14 protein-coding genes are annotated in these 16,808 nt (G+C 69.1%); 5 read left to right on the forward strand and 9 right to left on the reverse strand.

Translation table 11 applies throughout. The features are described from left to right. Position 1: 1 nt before the first annotated feature. Both Amac_RS06665 and Amac_RS06670 read right to left on the reverse strand, forming a co-directional pair. Positions 2–1,324, reverse strand: a complete 1,323-nt coding sequence (locus Amac_RS06665; protein ID WP_155353428.1) for an ABC transporter substrate-binding protein — start codon at positions 1,322–1,324, stop codon at positions 2–4. 128 nt (positions 1,325–1,452) lie between these two features. Then, the gene (locus Amac_RS06670; RefSeq protein WP_155353429.1) at positions 1,453–2,448 is read right to left on the reverse strand and encodes a LacI family DNA-binding transcriptional regulator; all 996 of its coding nucleotides are present in this window, start codon (positions 2,446–2,448) and stop codon (positions 1,453–1,455) included. Between the two features lie 135 nt (positions 2,449–2,583). Between Amac_RS06670 and Amac_RS06675 the strand changes: the two genes are divergently transcribed. Both Amac_RS06675 and Amac_RS06680 read left to right on the forward strand, forming a co-directional pair. After that, a complete protein-coding gene (locus Amac_RS06675) occupies positions 2,584–5,049 on the forward strand; it encodes a GH116 family glycosyl hydrolase (protein ID WP_155353430.1) in 2,466 nt (821 codons plus the stop codon). An 83-nt stretch (positions 5,050–5,132) separates the two neighbouring features. Then, positions 5,133–5,921, forward strand: coding sequence for a class I SAM-dependent methyltransferase (locus Amac_RS06680; RefSeq protein ID WP_155353490.1), 789 nt, complete (start codon positions 5,133–5,135; stop codon positions 5,919–5,921). Positions 5,922–6,095: 174 nt separating this feature from the next. Here Amac_RS06680 and Amac_RS06685 read toward each other — a convergent pair whose 3' ends face one another. Then, positions 6,096–8,390, reverse strand: coding sequence for a vWA domain-containing protein (locus Amac_RS06685; protein WP_155353431.1), 2,295 nt, complete (start codon positions 8,388–8,390; stop codon positions 6,096–6,098). 112 nt (positions 8,391–8,502) lie between these two features. Here Amac_RS06685 and Amac_RS06690 point away from each other — a divergent pair, with 112 nt between their 5' ends. Next, entirely contained in the window at positions 8,503–10,254 is a 1,752-nt protein-coding gene (locus Amac_RS06690; RefSeq protein ID WP_155353432.1) for a hypothetical protein, read from the forward strand. A 196-nt stretch (positions 10,255–10,450) separates the two neighbouring features. Here Amac_RS06690 and Amac_RS06695 read toward each other — a convergent pair whose 3' ends face one another. Further along, positions 10,451–11,287: a hypothetical protein gene (locus tag Amac_RS06695; protein WP_155353433.1), complete on the reverse strand. Its 837-nt coding sequence runs from the start codon at positions 11,285–11,287 to the stop codon at positions 10,451–10,453. A gap of 110 nt (positions 11,288–11,397) precedes the next feature. Between Amac_RS06695 and Amac_RS06700 the strand changes: the two genes are divergently transcribed. Beyond that, entirely contained in the window at positions 11,398–12,258 is an 861-nt protein-coding gene (locus tag Amac_RS06700) for a hypothetical protein (RefSeq protein WP_155353434.1), read from the forward strand. On the opposite strand, the gene Amac_RS06705 is transcribed toward Amac_RS06700, so the two are convergent. Both Amac_RS06705 and Amac_RS06710 read right to left on the reverse strand, forming a co-directional pair. Further along, entirely contained in the window at positions 12,248–12,541 is a 294-nt protein-coding gene (locus tag Amac_RS06705; RefSeq protein WP_155353435.1) for a LuxR C-terminal-related transcriptional regulator, read from the reverse strand. The two genes, Amac_RS06700 and Amac_RS06705, sit on opposite strands and share 11 nt — an antisense overlap. 33 nt (positions 12,542–12,574) lie before the next feature. Beyond that, positions 12,575–13,105, reverse strand: a complete 531-nt coding sequence (locus Amac_RS06710; protein ID WP_155353436.1) for a hypothetical protein — start codon at positions 13,103–13,105, stop codon at positions 12,575–12,577. A 485-nt stretch (positions 13,106–13,590) separates the two neighbouring features. Between Amac_RS06710 and Amac_RS06715 the strand changes: the two genes are divergently transcribed. Next, the gene (locus Amac_RS06715; RefSeq protein ID WP_218040905.1) at positions 13,591–14,703 is read left to right on the forward strand and encodes a sugar phosphate isomerase/epimerase family protein; all 1,113 of its coding nucleotides are present in this window, start codon (positions 13,591–13,593) and stop codon (positions 14,701–14,703) included. A 226-nt stretch (positions 14,704–14,929) separates the two neighbouring features. Here Amac_RS06715 and Amac_RS06720 read toward each other — a convergent pair whose 3' ends face one another. From Amac_RS06720 to Amac_RS06730, 3 genes are all read right to left on the reverse strand, one after another. Then, a complete protein-coding gene (locus tag Amac_RS06720) occupies positions 14,930–15,166 on the reverse strand; it encodes a hypothetical protein (RefSeq protein ID WP_155353437.1) in 237 nt (78 codons plus the stop codon). Positions 15,167–15,182: 16 nt separating this feature from the next. Further along, positions 15,183–15,659 carry an anthrax toxin lethal factor-related metalloendopeptidase gene (locus tag Amac_RS06725; RefSeq protein ID WP_155353438.1) on the reverse strand — a complete coding sequence of 159 codons (477 nt, stop codon included), beginning with the start codon at positions 15,657–15,659 and terminating at the stop codon, positions 15,183–15,185. A gap of 222 nt (positions 15,660–15,881) precedes the next feature. Then, complete coding sequence (locus Amac_RS06730; protein ID WP_246268110.1) at positions 15,882–16,760, reverse strand: SDR family NAD(P)-dependent oxidoreductase; 879 nt, start codon at positions 16,758–16,760, stop codon at positions 15,882–15,884. Positions 16,761–16,808: the final 48 nt, after the last annotated feature.

Genomic DNA, 16,808 nt, shown 5'->3' on the forward strand with positions numbered 1-16,808 from the left:
CTCAGCAGGTGACGATGCCGCTCAGTTCACTCTGCAGGCTCTTGAGGCCGTCGGCGACGGGGGTCTCGGCCGCGAAGATCTGCTGCAGGTGGCGGAGGACGGTCGACTCGAACGTGCTGTACTTCGCCGGGGCGGGGTACGGCACGAGCGTCGGATACTTGTCGATGCTGTCGTAGTAAAGGTCGGAGTTGGCGGGAGGAACGCCGACCTTGGAGATCGTCTCCGCCACCGAGCGGCGCGACGGGATGGAGTCGCCGGGCTTGTCAGGGGTCCCGACGTACTGCTTCTCGATCTCGTCGCTGACCGTGAACTTCTGGTACTCCCAGGCGAGGTCCGGGTTCTGCGACGACTTGAGGATCGGGTACCCGGCGCCGCCGAACACCGTCTTGTAGGTGTCGCCCTTAGGGTAGAGCTGGATGTCGAACGCCTTGAACCCCGCCGGGAGGAAGGTGGCGATCGGCCACCGGCCCGCGCCGAACATGGCGACCTGGCCGTTCTGGAAGCGGGTGAAGACGTCGCTCATCGGCATCGGCGCCGGGGCGATCCCCTCTTTGATCAGGTCGTTGAGGAAGGTCACGGCCTTGTTGACCTGGGGTGTGTCGGCCGTGGCCGTGCAGACGTCGTCGCTGGTGAGGTTGCCGCCGGCGTTGGCGACCCAGGGCATGATGCCGGGGAAGATCTCGTTGCTGGCCCAGGTGAAGCCGTACTGGTCGGGTTTGCCGTCGTTGTTGGTGTCGGCGGTGAGCTTCTTGGCGGTGGCCTTGAAGTCGTCCCAGGTCCAGTCGGCGCTCGGCGGTTCGACACCGGCCTTCTTGAAGACGTCGGTGTTGTAGTAGACGACCATGTCGTTCCAGCCGTAGGTGAGCGTGACGACGTCGCCCTTGACGGTGAAGCCGTCGATGAGGCCCTTGGCGATGTCGTCGACGATCGCCTTCGCCCCGGCGTCCTTGTCGAGGTAGGCGTTGATCGGCTGGACGAGGTTGTTGGCGTGCACGAACTGGGCGCCCTCGCCGGAGATGACCATCAGGTCGGGGCGCTTGCCGGACGCGATGAGCGTCGCGACGTTCGCGTAGTAGGTGCCCCAGTTCTCGCCGGTGACCGGGGTGAGGGTGACCTTGACATCGGCGTGCGAGGCCATGAAGGAGTCTGCCGTGGCCTTGTTGCCGCTCTCGGCGGCGGGGCCGTAGTTCCAGTAGACGATTTCGAGTGATTTGTTGCCGGACGACGGCGGCGTGTCCGAGCCGCTTGCGCAACCCGCAAGGGCGGTCGCCGCCAGCGCGGTGACCGCGCAGGCCAGCGCGACCTTGCGCTGGGGGATGTTCATAGGCCTGCGTCCCTCTCTAACAGCTGTGGGGTGCGCCACAGTGAAGTCTAAGAAATCGATTTCGTCAAGAGTCGAACAAGAAGTCAGCAGAACGCCCTCTGATCAGGGAGATAACGTCCTGGCATCGATTACAGGGCTAGGCCTTTGCCCGGCGGCACCGGAGGGCTAACCTCCGCGCGGAGCACCACGGTGCGGAGCGGCTGGGTGTCGCCGCCGATGCGGTCGAGCAGCATCGTGGCGGCGGTCCTGCCCAGGTAGCGGGCCGGCAGCCGGACCTGCACCACGGTGGCGGGGGCCAGCACCATGAAGGGCAGCTCGCCGACGGCGGCGAGGCCGAACGTCTCCGGCGGGATCCCCGCCTCCGCGATCGCCTGTAAAGCGCCGATGGCCATCAGGTTGTTGGTGGTCACGACCGCGTCCGGCGGGGTGTCGAGGGCGAGCAGGGCCTTCATCGCCGCGTGGCCGCCCTCCACCCGGAAGTTGGCGTGCTGCAGGTAGCCCTCGTGCGTGCCGGTCCCGCGCGCGGCGACGACCTGCCGCCAGCCGAGGAAGCGGTCCTCGGTCATCTCGATCCCGGCCGGGCCGGCGATGCAGGCGATCCTGCGGTACCCGGCGTCGAAGAGGGCGGCGGTGGCCGCGATCCCGGCGGCGCGGTTGTCGATCTTGACGGCGTCCACCGGATACGGCGTCGTACGGTCGACGGCCACGACCGGGCGCCCCAGCGACACGATCGCCCCGAGATCGACTTCATCCGAGGCCGGGGACAGGATGACGCCCGCCATCTGCTCGGAGGCGGCGATCTGCAGGTAGCGCAGCTCCTTGCCGGGATTGTCGTCGGTGTTGCAGAGCACGACCGAGAAGCCCGACTCCTGGGCGCGGTCCTCGACCCCGCGGGCGAGCGCCGTGTAGAACGGGTTCTCGATGTCCGGGATGAGCAGGGCGATGATCTCCGAGCTCTGCTTGCGCAGCCGGCGGGCCGTCTTGTTCGGGGTGAAGGCCAGCCGCGCGGCGGCGTCGCGGACGAGCCGCTGTTTCTCCTCCGAGACGGTGAGCCCGTTGAAGACGCGCGAGACGGTCGCGGGAGAGACTCCGGCGAGCGCCGCTACCTCGTAGATCGTGGCCATAGAGCTCCACATTACCGACCCGGGGTGAAACCGGCCTCCGTCGTCACCGCACTTGACACCTCCTGTGACCTCGCCCTACGTTTGTGAAACCGATTTCACGATCAAGGTCTTCTGGGTTACGAAGGGAAGGCGCCGGTGAGGCGTTACACGGGAGAGGCGCGGCGCGCGGTCGCGTTTCCGCTCGGCGGCTTCGGCACCGGACACGTGGCTCTCGGCGGCGACGGCGCGCTGCGCCAGTGGCAGCTGTCCGGGGTGGCCAACCATCGCGGCTTCCTGCCCGACAGCTTCTTCGCGCTGCGGGTCTCCTCGACCGAGCCGCCCGGCGACGTGGTCCGGCTGCTGCGTTCCGCGCCGCTGCCGCCGCACGAGCGCCCGGCGCCGAACGTCTCGGACGCCGAAGTGCCGGACGCCGATCGGCTACCGCCTTGGCCGACCGTGGCGAGCACGGAGTTCCGGGCCGCTTATCCCTTCGCCGAGGTGTCCTACGTCGACGAGGAGCTGCCGGTCGCGGTGTCGCTCTCGGCGTTCACGCCGTTCGTGCCGCTCGATCCGGACGCCAGCGCGCTGCCGCTGGTGCGGTATCGCTTCACGGTGCGCAACACCAGCGCGGAGTTCCGGCACGGCTGGCTGCTCGGGACGTTGCAGAACGCGGTCGGCTGGGACGGCGTCACGCCGATCGACGGCACCCGCGGCGCGGGCTACGGCGGCAATGTCAACCGCCTGCTGCGCCGTCCCGGCCAGACCGGCGTGCTGATGGATCATCCGGGCCTGGCCGAGGACAACCCGGCCTACGGCGAAATGCTGCTGTGGACCGACGGCCCGGCCGCGGCTCTGCCCCGCGCGACGAGCGCCGAAGCGATGCTGCGTTTCGTCGAGACCGCGAAGCTGGTGACCCCGATCCAGCTGGGTGACTACAGCGACCCGGCCCTGCGCGACGCGGTCGCGGACGGGGTGTCGCCGTTGCGCGCTCCGGCGGGCCCGAGCCCGGCCGGGCACACCTGGGACGCCGGCGTGGCGGTCGCGTTCGCGCTGCGTCCGGGTGAGACCACCACGATCGATTTCGTGCACGCCTGGTGGTTCCCCAACCGGTACGCGGATTTCGACCGGTTCGGTCCCACGCAGTCGTACGGGCCGAGCAAGTTCTGGGTCGGCAACCACTACGCCGGCCGGTTCGGCGGCGCGCTGGACGTGCTGGACGCCTACCTCGCCGACCGGGATCACCTCGACACCGCCTCGCGGGCGTGGGCCGACGCGGTCGCCCACAGCGACCTGCCGGAACCACTGCGGGAGGTGGTCTCCGCCCAGGGCACGCTGGTGCGCTCGCCGACCCTGTTCCGTACGGCCGACGGGCGCGCCTACGGTTTCGAAGGCGCGCTCGGCGCCTCCACCCGCAACTGGAACGGCGACGCCGGCGGCTCCTGCCCGCTCAACTGCAACCACGTCTTCAACTACGAGCAGGCCCTGGCCAGGCTCTTCCCCGAGCTGGGGCGCAGCATGCGCGAGACGGAGCTCTCCGTGCAGGGGCCCGATGGATCGTTGCCGCACCGGGTGGAGCTGCCGCTGTTCCTGCCGCAGTTGCACGACGTGCGGATCGGCGGCCCGGAACGGCCGGCACTGGACGGCATGCTCGGCGCGGTGCTCAAGACCTACCGCTCGGTGCTGGACGGCGCGGGCGTCGACTGGCTGCGCGGGCACTGGCCGGCGTTGCGCCGCCTGATGGACCACATCACGACGACCTGGGACTCCGACGGCGACGGGGTGCTGCACGGCGACCAGCCGGTCACCTACGACATCAGCCTGCACGGGCCGAACATGTTCGTCGGAGGGCTGTGGCTGGCCGCGTTGCAGGCGATGCGCGCGATGGCCGAACTGGTCGAACCGGCCGCCGCGCCGGCCTTCGCGGACCGGTTCGCGACGGGCCGCGACAGCTACGACAAGCTGCTCTGGAACGGCGAATACTATGCCCAGCCGGTGACCGGCGAGGACAACGATTTCGGCGTGGGCTGCCTGTCCGATCAGCTTCTCGGCCAGTGGTGGGCGCACCAGCTCGGCCTCGGCTACCTCCTGCCCGAGGACCGGGTGCGGGCGGCGCTCGCCGCGATCGTGCGATACAACCTGCGCACCGGGTTCGGCGCGCACGACTACCGGGTCTTCGCCGACGGCGACGAGACCGGCCTGGTGGTGTGCAGCTGGCCGAACGGGGGCCGTCCTGAGGTGCCGTTGCGCTACTGCGACGAGGTGTGGACCGGCGTGGAGTACCAGGTGGCCGCCCACTGCCTGTACGAAGGGCTCAACGACGAGGCCATGCGGATCGTCACGGCGATCCAGGAACGCTACGACGGCACCCGGCGCAACCCGTTCAACGAGGTCGAGTGCGGTGACCACTACGTGCGGGCGATGGCGGGCTGGTCGCTGCTCGACGCGTACACCGGTTTCGGCTACGACGCCACGGCGCGGCGGCTGCGGATCGGGCGGCGGCCGGGCAGGTTCCCGTTCGTCGCCGGCACCGGCTGGGGCACGATCACGGTCACCGGCGATGACGCGACCATCGACGTCCTGGGCGGCGAACTACCGGCCGATCTGACCGTCGACCTTCTCTGACCTCTACGTATTTCTGCGTATACCTCCCAGTACGGCGCGATGAAAAGGTGATTGGTGCCGACGCCTTCATCGAGGGGGAAACCATGCGCGACGAGGTCAAAGCGGGCAGCCTGAAGACGTGGTCGGCGGGCGACTACTTCGTGATCGGCCGCCAGCTGGTCCTGATGGCAGAGCTGCTCTGCGAGTCGGCGGACCTGCGGGCCGGGGAGCGCGTGCTGGACGTGGCGACGGGCAGCGGCAACCTCGCGCTGGCCGCCGCCCGCCGGTTCTGCGTGGTCACCGCGCTCGATTTCGTCCCGGAACTGGTGGAGATCGCACGCGCCAGGGCGGTGGCCGAACGATTCGAGATCACCGTCGAGGAGGGAGACGCGGAGGACCTGCCCTACCCGGACGGCTCCTTCGACGTCGTGCTCTCCACGCTCGGCGTGATGTTCGCGCCCGACCAGCACCAGGCGGCCCGCGAACTGGTACGCGTCTGCCGCGGGGGCGGCCGCATCGGGCTGGCCAACTGGGCGCCCGACGGCTTCGTCGGCCGCCTGTTCGCCGTACTCGCCGGCCACGTCCCACCGCCTCCGGATGTGCCCTCTCCCCTGGTCTGGGGCACGGAGGAAAGCCTGCGGGACCTCTTCGCCGGCCATTCGTTCACCCTCACCCGCCGCGACCACGTCTTCCGCGCTCACTCCGCCACGGACTGGATCGACCACTACCGCGAATACTTCGGCCCGGTACGCCAGACCTTCGCGGCCCTCGACCCTCCCGCCCAGCAGCGCCTGACCCAGGACCTCACCGACCTCCTCCAGGCCGACAACGTCGCGCGGAACTCAACGCTGCTCCTGCCCGCCGCGTACGTCGAGGTCATCATCGATCTCTAGATGAGTTAGCTCCGTAGTGATCACTGGTTGCCAGGTGCTCATGCTCATGGTTCTCTTCGTTGTTGACCCGTGATGCGACCATGGCCTGTGGATCTATCGAGGATGCATCGCTATTCGAGTACGCGATGCCGTCGGAGCTACTCGTCTGGCGGGCCGGTGAGCGTCCCGGGTCGGTCAGGCAGGATCGGCGAGGAGCACCGACAGCGGGGCGATGAGGAGGTCCTCGGGCGCCCAGGGCCAGGCGTCCGCAGGAAGCCAGTCGCCCGCCGCCAGGAGCTGGCAGCCGGCCGCAGCCAGCGCGGCGGCCTCTGTTGCCGCGTCGATCCGATAAGGGCACTCATCCGACGAGTGCGGACTCGCGTCGGTGAGGATCAGCACGGTCTGCGGACCGGCCTCGGCCACCAGCTCCCGGCACCGCTGCAAGGCATCCTCCAGCGCCTCGGCCCAGTCACCGCCGTCCCCGTCCGGAAGCTCCGCGACCACCTCAAGCAAGGCGCCGAGCGCGGGGTACGGGCCGAGTGTGCGGACGAGGAAGGGCTCGTCCGCACCGTGGTCGGAGTAGACGACCGCCCGGAACACGGAGAACCGCTCCGCGAGCGGGGCGACCGTGAGCGCCGTAAAGAGCCAGTCTCGCCGCCTCCGCATGCTGTAGGTCATGTCGAGGACCAGCAGCAGCCCGCCGCGCGCCGCTTCCTCCGGGCCGTCCTCTGCGTCGGTCTCCGGCGGGGCGACGACGGGCGGGGCGATCGCGGCGAGGACCGTGGCGTGGAAGGCGTCGGGGATCTCGCCTGGACGGAAACAGGCGGCGAGGCGGATGTGGGACCAGGCCGTCCCGAATTCTTCGGCCGGGTCGACGGGATCGCGGTAGTCGCAGTGGTTGACGACCCAGGTCACCGCCGGGCGCAGGGCCGCCGCGTACCGCTCGGCGACGGGCAGGGCCCGGCTGTGGTCGTCGCCGCCGGGCGGGGCGTTACGGCGGCGCCTCGCGGTCATGCGCACCCGGTCCTTGGCCTCGACGACGACCAGGTCCCGTACGTACGGACGAGGCGTGCTCACCGTCACATCGGGGGTGAGTTCACCGGACGCGGTGGCCCGCCGGGGCTCGCGCCATACCTCCAGGAAGATCCGCTCCTCGGGAGCCTCCCGGCTCAGTAGCGCGACAGGCCTGTCCGCGCCGTGCGCCGGCAGTTCCCACACCTTTCCGGTTTCCTTGAGGCCGAGGAGGCTGGTCTCCCAGCCCGCGCGCTCGCACGCCTCCAGCGTCGCGCACAGCACCCAGATCTCGTAGATCAGGCTGCGCTGTCGCCACATCGGCAGGTTGAGGAAGTCTTCCAGAATCTCCACGGTCTCCCGGGCGCTCACGGTCGACTGCGGTGGGAGGACCCGGTCGGCCAGCCAGGATGCGGCGGTACCGCAATGCTCCGTGAGATCGGCGAGCCATGCGGTCAGCCGCTCGGTCGAGGAGGTCACTATTCCGAACAGGTTGCTGGAGCGGTCGCTCCAGTGCCCGCCGCGCCACTGGGCGACGAAGCAGGCGAGCGTCCCGAGATCGGTCCGTGACCGGGGGCCTGCCGGCGGCGCCAGCCATACCGTCTCCAGACGCCGGTTCAGGCCGAGGAATCCCGGCTCGACACCGTTGAAACGGGCGGTGCCGAGCCACGCTCCGATCATGCCGGTCTCCTGATAGAAGCGGCGTTCGTCGCTGAACCTCTGCTCCAGCCGAGAAGACCGGTCATCGGAGTCGGTGTCTCCGTCGGGAGCGTCCACACCAGCTAGATCGAGCCCGAGCAGATGGGAGCGGATCAGCCGTTCCGCGGCCGCGATCACCTGCTCGGCGGCGCGGGTCGCACGGTCGAGCGCCATCGCTGCCTCGCGCCGCTCCGCCGGAGTGAAGCGCAGGTCGGTGAGACCAGCCTCCACTCGGCGCAAGGTGAGCAGAGCGTTGGCGAAACGGTTCTCGGTGCCGGGAGGCCAGACTCCGTAGTACTCGCCGCCGTCCCCGCCGAGGAAGCGGCCGATCGCCTCGACGTCGAGCCGGCCGATCTGGATGGTGGCCAACCGCTCGATCGTGCGCCGGACCTGCTCGATGAAGGCGGGGCTGACGGTGAACAGGTCCTCCCTAACGCCGGCGCGGCGCAGCCGGATCTCCTCGTTGGCGTTAGTGCTCGCAGTGTGCCGGTCCAGCCGCTGATAAATCTCCTCGAGCATCGCGACGAACCGTCCGCCGCATTGGAGGACGGCGTTGAGCAGGTCCTCCGCCGTCGGCGCGGCGGCGGCGAGGTCGGCGGAGGCTACCGCGCGCAGCCGTGCCGTGCCGTGCCGGCTGTTTCCTCGCTCCAGGGCCGTGAAGTCGATGCCGAAGAGGCTGAACAGGTCGTGGATCACGTCCCGCTCGTGCTTGCCGGTGCCGACTTCGAGTGCGTCGACGATCAGCTCGGCCAGGCGGATCCGGACGCTCTGGTCGCTCATACCGCCAACTATCTTCCTTCTCCGGGTCCACCGCTGTATTTGTTGCCACTCGGTGATGTCGTGGGCGTACCGTCCGTGTGGTCGGAAGCACCGTCCCACGAGCCGAGGAGCGATGACCGAGCCTTACCTTGCGCGCACGCGCCTCGTGATCCCGGCGGACGCCGTCTGGCGGGTGCTGGCGAGCCCGGCGGGCGCCCGGCAGTGGCTGGGCGACCCCTGGCATCCCGGCCTGCAGGAAGGCGCGCTGGTGCCGGTGCGAGGGAGCCGTCCCGCGGTGATCGACGGCATCGCACCCGACGGGACCCTGTCGTTGCTGTTCGAGGGAGGCCGCCGCGCGACCGTCGAGGTCCGACCGGATGGCGCCGACACGATCATGGTTGTTACCGACTACGGAGGCGACGCCCTCGCCGTCGGCTGGGATGGGCTGCTGACCGCGGCGCGCTTCCTGGCCGACCGGACGCACGCGCGTCGCCGCCCTCGGCAGGCCGTCGTCGTCATCCACGGCATGGGCAACCAGCGCCCGAACGCCACAGTCCGGCGGCTCGGTGACGCGCTGGCCCCACCCCAGGAGCAGTTCAGCAAGCCCGACCAGGTGTCCCGCGCCTACGATTTGCGCCGCAGCCAGCTGGAACGCAAGCGGAACCGGCCGCGCACCGACATCTACGAGCTGTACTGGGCGCACCGCGTGCCCACCACCGGATGGGGCCAGCTGACCGCGTGGCTCCGGTCGGTGTTCCTGCGCGATCCACGACGGATCCATCCAAGGCTCCGCCCGCTCGTCCTCCTCTTCTACGGGGTGCTGCTAACCGCGCTGATGGGGGCCGGGGCGCTGGTCCTGGTGGTCGGCACCCAATGGTTCGACGGGATCAAGGCGAACACCTCTACGCTCACCCAGGCGGGCGGGGTCAGTCTGCTCCTCTCGCTGCTGAGCGGCGCCGTCAGCGGCGTGCTCCTGTCGACGTTCGGCGACGTCGCCCGCTACCTGGACGACGCCCCGGGCAATGTGGCCGTCCGGCAGGGCATCCGGGATAGCGGAGTGGCGCTGCTGCGCCGCCTGCATGAGGGGGGTCTCTACGACCGGATAGTGGTCGTGGGGCACTCCCTGGGCAGCGTGATCGGCTACGACATCATCCGCCTCTACTGGGCCGAGGTGAACGGTCTGCACGGTTCGCCGCCGCCCTTCAAGCAGGAGGCCCTCGACGCCTACCGGAGGCTGCTCGCCGCACCGGTGACCGACCTGGTCGGCTATCAGACGGCGCAGCGGAAGCTGTGGATGGAGTACCGGCGGCTCGGCTCGCCCTGGCTGGTGACCGACTTCGTCACCCTCGGCAGCCCGCTGAGCCTCGCCGACACGCTGCTCGCCCGGTCCCCGGCAGACCTGGAACTTCACAAGGCACGGCAGGAGCTCCCTACATGCCCGCCGACCTGCGACCCCAAGAAGCTGGCCATCAGGGTGCAGTACCTCGCCGACGGCAGGATCCTCACGGTCCGGACCCTGCCAGCGGGGGCTCCATTCGCCGTGGTCCGGTGGACCAACCTCTACTTCCCCAGCCGCTTCCTGTTCTTCGGCGATCCGGTGGGCGGCCCACTGGCACCCGTGCTGGGCGGCGGCATCAAGGACGTCCAGGTCACCACCGACAGTCGGTTGCGGCGGGGCACCCCGCTCGCGCACACCTCGTACTGGAGGGCCACCGCCGAGCACCCGGACGCCGCCGTCCGGGCCCTGACCGAGGCCGTCGGGATCGAGTCGGGCCGCTGGCTGAACGGTCACCTGGCCGCGATGCCGTGGGAGTGCAGCGTCCCGCCCGGCCCGTCCCGGCCGCGCGCTGCCGACCGAGAGCCGCCGCCCGCCGACACGCCCTGAGCCCTCAGGGCGGAGACGGCAGCGGAGGCGTCCCGGCCGGAGGGGTGGTCTAGGCCCTGTTTCCTGGATCGGCTGACAGGGTGCCTGGCTTGTGACGCTTGGCGTATGGGGTCGTGGTGGCTCCAGGGCCAATCGCAGCTACCTGCGCAGCCGCAAGATCCGGCACACGGTCCCCGAGCCCGCTGATCAGAGGGCCCTAGTCGGCGCAGATCGCCTGGCCCCCCATGGACCAGTTGATGGTCGTGCCGTCGTGGTCCTCCATCGCGAAGACGGACACCGCGAGCGACTGCGGGATGAGATGCCTCAGCGACACCTGACCGTTGACCGAGAGAACCTGGCCGCCGACACCGAGCACTCGCTTGCCGGTCGGGCAGGCGGGGCCCTGTAGCGGCTGGCTGGGCGGGGAGCCCACCGGGCTCTGGTAGGTGACCACCTGGTAGCCGGGCGGTGGATCGGCACAGATGGCGTAGCCGTGCAGCCCCCAGTTACCGCTGGCGCCCGTGTCGTCCTCGGTCGCTCCGAGGTAGGCACTATTGGGGAGCGGAGCCGAGAAGGGATGCACCCTCAGGTTGGTCAGCAGCACCTCGCCCCCGGCTCCATCGATGCGGCCGCCGGCGCTGAGCGCTCTCTTGGGGGCCGGGCAGAGGATCTTCAGGGACCTCACGGGTCCGGAGCTGAATGAGCTGGTCCTGGTGACGAGTTCCAGACCCGGAAGCGGGTCGGCGCAGACCGCGTAGGCGTAGAAGGACCACTGGGCGGTGGTTCCGGCCTCGTCCTCCCGGCCGACGACCGTGACCGAGGTCAGCGTTGCGTCGGGGACGACCTCTGTCATGATCAGGCCGGGCAGGAAGCCGCCGACGCTCCCGCCCGCGCCGACCACGTTCTTCCCGCTCGGGCAGACCGCCCGCGCGCTCTTGACCGGAAGCGAGTCCGCGGAACTCTGCGCCACGATCACTTCGCCGCCGGGAACGGCCGCGGGCACCGCGCCTGTGCCGCAGAGCGCGAGGATCCCGGCGAGCAGGATACGTTTCATGCCCCCAGCGTCGCCGCCCGGCTGGACCACCCGACATACGCAGAAGTGCGTACTGCGAACGCCCGCCGTCTCACGCAGAGTAGAGCTCCGACGACTGGAAGGAGTCTGCCGTGAGAATCGGTGGACTGCTGCTCGCGTTCCTTCTCCTGTGCCCGTCCGCGCCGGCGGTCGCGAGCGGTACGGCCATGGCGCCGCTGACCGGGATCGAGCGGGTGACGGCGTTGAGCGCCTTCGACTCCACCGGGGTCAAGGGCGTCCAGGTCTCGTGCCCGGCCGGCAAGCAGGTGATCGGCGCGTCCGGGCTGCTCACCATGAACTCCGCGGCGCAGGGCCGGGTGATCATGACCGAGGCGATCCCGGACACGGCGCTGACCTCGGTGACGGCCTTCGCGTGGGAGGACCAGACGGCCACCACGGGAAACTGGAGCATCAAGGCGGCAGCCGTGTGCGCCAGCGCGCTGTCGAGCTTGGTGCGGGTGTCGGCCAGCAGCGCGTACGACTCCAGCCGGAGCAAGTCGCAGGTCGCCTCGTGCCCGCCGCACAAGTGGCTGCTGGGCGCGGGCCGCCTGATCGAGGGGGCGGAGGGGCAGGTCTTGCTGGACCGGATCGAGTTCTCCGCCAACCTGCGCAGTGTCACTGTCGGCGCCACCGAGGGCCAGAACGGGACGAGCGAGAACTGGCGGGTCCGCGCGTACGCCATCTGCGGCTCGGTCCCGCCAGGACACGAGCTCGTGACCGCGACCAGCGCGGCGACCTCCGATGACAAGGGGAGGAGCGTCACCTGTCCCAGCGGGAAGGAGGCGATCAGCGCCGGGGGCGCGGTCATCGGCGGGGACGGCCAGGTGGCCTTGGGGAACCTGGTGCCCGGACTCTCCTCCCCCGCCCTGGCGGTCGCGTGGGCATGGGAGGACCACGACGGCACGGCCGCCGCCTGGTCGGTACGTGGCCAGGGGATGTGCGTCAGCGTCTGAGGTCCTCGTCGACGGGCAGCGGTCTTCGCGCTGACGAATCAGGTGATTCCGGCGAGGCTGGTCTGAGTTCCTCGTTGACGGGCAGCAGTCCCCACGACTGGGCGCGCAGGACCGCGGTGACCCGGTCGCTCACCTGGAGCTTGCGGTACAGCTTCTCCTGGTGTTTGGTCACGGTGCGCGGCGAGATGCCGAGCCGCCTTCCGATCGCGGTCCCGGTCAGGCCCTGGGCCACCAGCGTCAGGACGGTCAGTTCGCGTGGGGTGACGCCCAGCTGTGCGGCCAGGCCGCTGTCCGGTGGCGGGTCGAAGGATTCGCGTCATCGCCGCAGGTAGCGAAGGTGTTTCTCGGCGGTGACGAGGAGCGGCTGGACCTGGCGGGCGTAGCCGCGGTCGCGGTCGGTGATCTCCTCGCCCGGCGGGCGGCAGATCAGGAACGAGCGGGTGATGCCCATCGGCAGCGCGATCTGGTGGTCGACGCCGACCTCCGACCGGAGGACGGCGTAGGCGCGGGTGCGGTGCCAGCCGGTCCTGGCGATCACGTCCGTGAGGGCGAGCGGCGTGCGGTCGTGGTCGTGGGCGGCGTAGTAGGCGGCCAGGGGGTGGTCGCCGATGGTCTGGCGTACCAGCGCGTCCAGCCGGAGCTGGTCCGCCCATTCGGGGGCGCATGCCTTGACGTGGCCGGCTTTCCTGCTCGGCTGCATGTCGTCGACGAACAGGCACAGGACGCCGTGGAGCGCGTCGTTGAGCTCCACGGCCAGCTGCGGCCAGTCGAGTTCCGGCTGGGTGCTGCCCAGCAGTGCGACGGCCAGGTCCAGCATCCGCTCGTAGTCTCGCGACGGCAGATCCATGCCCGCGAGTATCGGCGGGGGCGGAAGGCGGGTTCCACGTACTTTTGCGTACATGGCCGCCTGGAGGATTCGGGACGGGGTGGCATCCCTCATGCCCGCTGTCTCGGCGCGACGGCGGAAGGGACCGGACCGAATCCTCCGGAGGCGGAGAGGTAGATCGATGGATGGGGGGCAGGGAAGGGACCGGCGCTGCCGCCGGTACTGAAAGATCGGATGTTATGCGGAAATTTCCACATATGTCCTACACGTTTCGAGACAATAGTTCGGACTTTTGATTTTTGTCAACAGAAGTACGCCGACGGACGGATCAAAGTGGTCCACGTCACCTGGATTGTCACGGGCGTGTGACGGCCATTGACCACGTGCAATGGACCTAGTAACAATGTGAGCCGTCTCAGCTCCACGGCGGTGGCATGCTCGCGGGCTTGACACAGAACCACAGTGACGTGGTCGGCGCACGCGTCCCTCAATGAAAGGGAAGAAGCGTGAGCCACGCGCATGCCCGCGTTGAACCGCTCCGTCGCCAGCTGGGCCTGAACCGCCGCCAGTTCCTGGCCGCCACCACCGGCATGGCCGCCGCGGCCGCCATCCCCCTCGCCCAGCCCGCCGCCGCGCTGGCCGCATCCAACGGCGTCCTGATCCCCCCGGCCAAGCGGGGCCTCATCCTCTTCACGGTCCGCGACGCGATCTCGCGCGACCCGCTGACCACACCCCACCCCTCCGGCTTCCGCCGCGTGTTCGAGGCCCTGGCCGGGATGGGCTACAAGCAGATCGAGTTCGCCGGCTACCGCCAGCACGCCAACGCCGAGGGCGGCGCCAACCTCGAAACCGTCGAGGGCGCGCGGCTGCTGCGGCGGTGGCTGGACGACAACGGGCTGGAGGCCGAGGGCAACCACGGCTTCATCCCCGGCTCCTGGCCGCTGTCGACCGCCGACCTCGACCGGTGGAAGCAGACGCTCGAAATCGCCAACATCCTGGGCTTGGGCCACGTGGGCACCGGCAGCGACCCCACGAGCAGCGCGTACAAGGCCGACTGGGACGTCGCGGCGGCGAAGTGGAACCACCTCGGCTCGCTGGCGGACCAGGCCGGGCTCAAGCTCTACACCCACAACCACGACGCCGCCTACAACTTCCTGCTGGACAGCGGCCCGCTGGACGCGCAGGGCCGGCCGACCCGCTCCTCGGGCATCAGGAAGCTGGAGTACTTCCTGACCATCACCGACCCCAAGCTCGTCTACCTGGAGATGGACATCTTCTGGGCACACGTGGCGCAGTTCAAGCACCGCACCTTCACCGCCCCCGACGGCTCACCCCAGACCGACATCTTCGACCCACTCGCCGTCGTCCAGGCACAGACCAAGCGCTTCCCGCTGTTCCACGCCAAAGACGGCAAGTCCAACCCCGCGACCGCCAACGGCTACGACATGGTGCCCTTCGGCACCGGCGACATCGACTACCGAAGCTTCTTCTCCCAGATGGGCGCCAAGGGCTACCACAACCCCATGTACGAGCAGGACAACGCCCCCGGCACCGACCCAGCACAGTCCCTCAACTACGCCGCACTGAGCTACACCAACATGGCCGCCCTCCGCGGCTGACAACCACCCGGACCCCTACGCGACCAGTGCCGTCACCGCGGCAGGCGTAGCGGTCCGGGCTTTGACACTCCTCGGAGCAGCATCACCGTCCGCCGGGGACGGGCCCTCTCGCCGGCCACCAAACGACAATGACTCCGCACTGAGCACCATCGATTGGGAACCAACCGGTACTCATTGATCTCAGGGGGATCCCCGATTCGACCGAGGAAAGGTCATGCACCCGCTCTTAGGCAGTCTTGCGGGTATTGGTGTCGTAGAGAGCAGACCACCTGGCGATTAGCAGGGCGTCCTGTTCGGGGTCGCCCTGCAGCTCCTCTTCGTTGATCGCGAGGGCCGCGTGCTCCTCGTAACCAGGGTCACCGGGCTGGAGCTCGACCACACCATCGGCATGCACGCCGTCGGGAGTCTCGACGTGGAAAGGCGCCAGGAGGGTGCCATCATTCCTACGGACAGTGGTCCACATGCTGTTCGCCCTCCCTCTATACGCCATAGTGTCGACGAAAGTATCCCCAGACTACCGCGGCGAGATTCTCCTGGCCATTGAGCATTCGCAGAAGGCGGCTGGCCTGCCCGGAGGCGCACAGGGCGTAGGCTTCGGCGAACCACTCCACCGTATCGAGATATCGCGGGTGCTGAATGTGCGGACTGATCATCTTCATGACAGTGGTCCACTCCACTGAGGACGACATTCCATCCCATATGTCCAATGCGTGCCCGATCTCGTGAAGGACGAGGCTGGCCGACACGTGCGCGCTGGTGCCGATGGCGATGACCCGGCCCGTGCATATCCCCGGCACGACATCCCAGAGCGCGACTCCCGACGGGATGGCCTGGCCGCGCAGATGGCCGAGATCATCAAGATCGGGGACCGCGCCCGGCCCCAGCCAGATCGCGTCGAGTTCCTCCGCCAGCCGGGTGGCGATATGGACGGGAAGACTGGCCAGATCGTCCACCATGTGGATGAGCTCAGCCGCAGGTAGCAAGTCGCCGCTCGGTACCCACTGGCGGCGCAGTACTCGCTCCAGAACCCCACAGTGTCGTCGGCCGTCACGCGGAATGGGGTGGGTGTTCGCTGCCCACGGCAGACACCAGGAGGGGGAAGCCACGAGCGCCAATTCTGGCCCACATCTATCACGTGACTGGCCTCTTTATGTGCGCCGACGTGCCCTGTTGGCGTGTCAGCCGTTCCGGTGTTCCGCGGTGGTGAGGCCGAGCATTGTGGCGGTGCGGTCCCACAGGTGGCGGGCGAGTTCGTGGTCGCCGGACTGGCGGTACTTGGGCTCTCGGCGCTTGAGGAGGTTGAAGTAGGCGCCGTTGGTCGGCTGGGGGTCTTCGAGTGTGGCCAGGTGGAGGAGTGGTTCGGCGGCCTTCTCGGGTGGGAGAGCGATGGCCCTGGCCAGGGGTGAGCGCATGATCCGGCGCAGGATGGCGTTGTCGCGGAAGAAGTCGCTGGCGACGGCTCCGGGGTGGAAGGCGGTCGCGGTGATGCCGGTGCCCTGGGTTCGGCGGGCCAGTTCGCGGGTGAAGAGGATGTTCTCCAGCTTTGTTGTGCCGTAGACGCGGAAGGCGCCGTAGCCGCGGGTGCTGTCGAGGTCGTCTAGGTCGACGCGGCCCAGGCTGTGCGCCTGGCTGCTTGTCGAGATCACCCGGGCGTCCTTGGCGGCGGCCAGGCGGTCCAGGAGCAGGTGGGTGAGCAGGAACGGAGCTAGGTAGTTGACCTGGAAGGTCATCTCGTGGCCGTCCTCGGTGATGGTTCGCCGGGCGATCTGGCCTCCGGCGTTGTTGGCCAGCACGTCGATGGTGGGGTAGCGGTCGAGCAGGGTGTCCGCGAGCGCCCGTACATCCGACAGGCGGCTGAAGTCGGCGAGGTGCGGTTCCGCGCCGATCGCGCGGGCGACCGCGTTCGTTTTCTCCGGTGAGCGGCCGACCACGGCGACGGTCGCGCCGAGCGCGGCCAGCCCGCGGGCTGCTGCGGCGCCGACACCGGCGCTGGCACCCGTGATCACTACGGTCTTGCCCCGCATGTCGCGCGCGGCCTGACCCGTCTTGTCGTTCATGGCATCACTCTTTCTCCTGCGACCAAATGTGAGGGGGTCCTCAGGTTA

The organism is Acrocarpospora macrocephala, from assembly GCF_009687865.1.
Taxonomy (GTDB): domain Bacteria; phylum Actinomycetota; class Actinomycetes; order Streptosporangiales; family Streptosporangiaceae; genus Acrocarpospora; species Acrocarpospora macrocephala.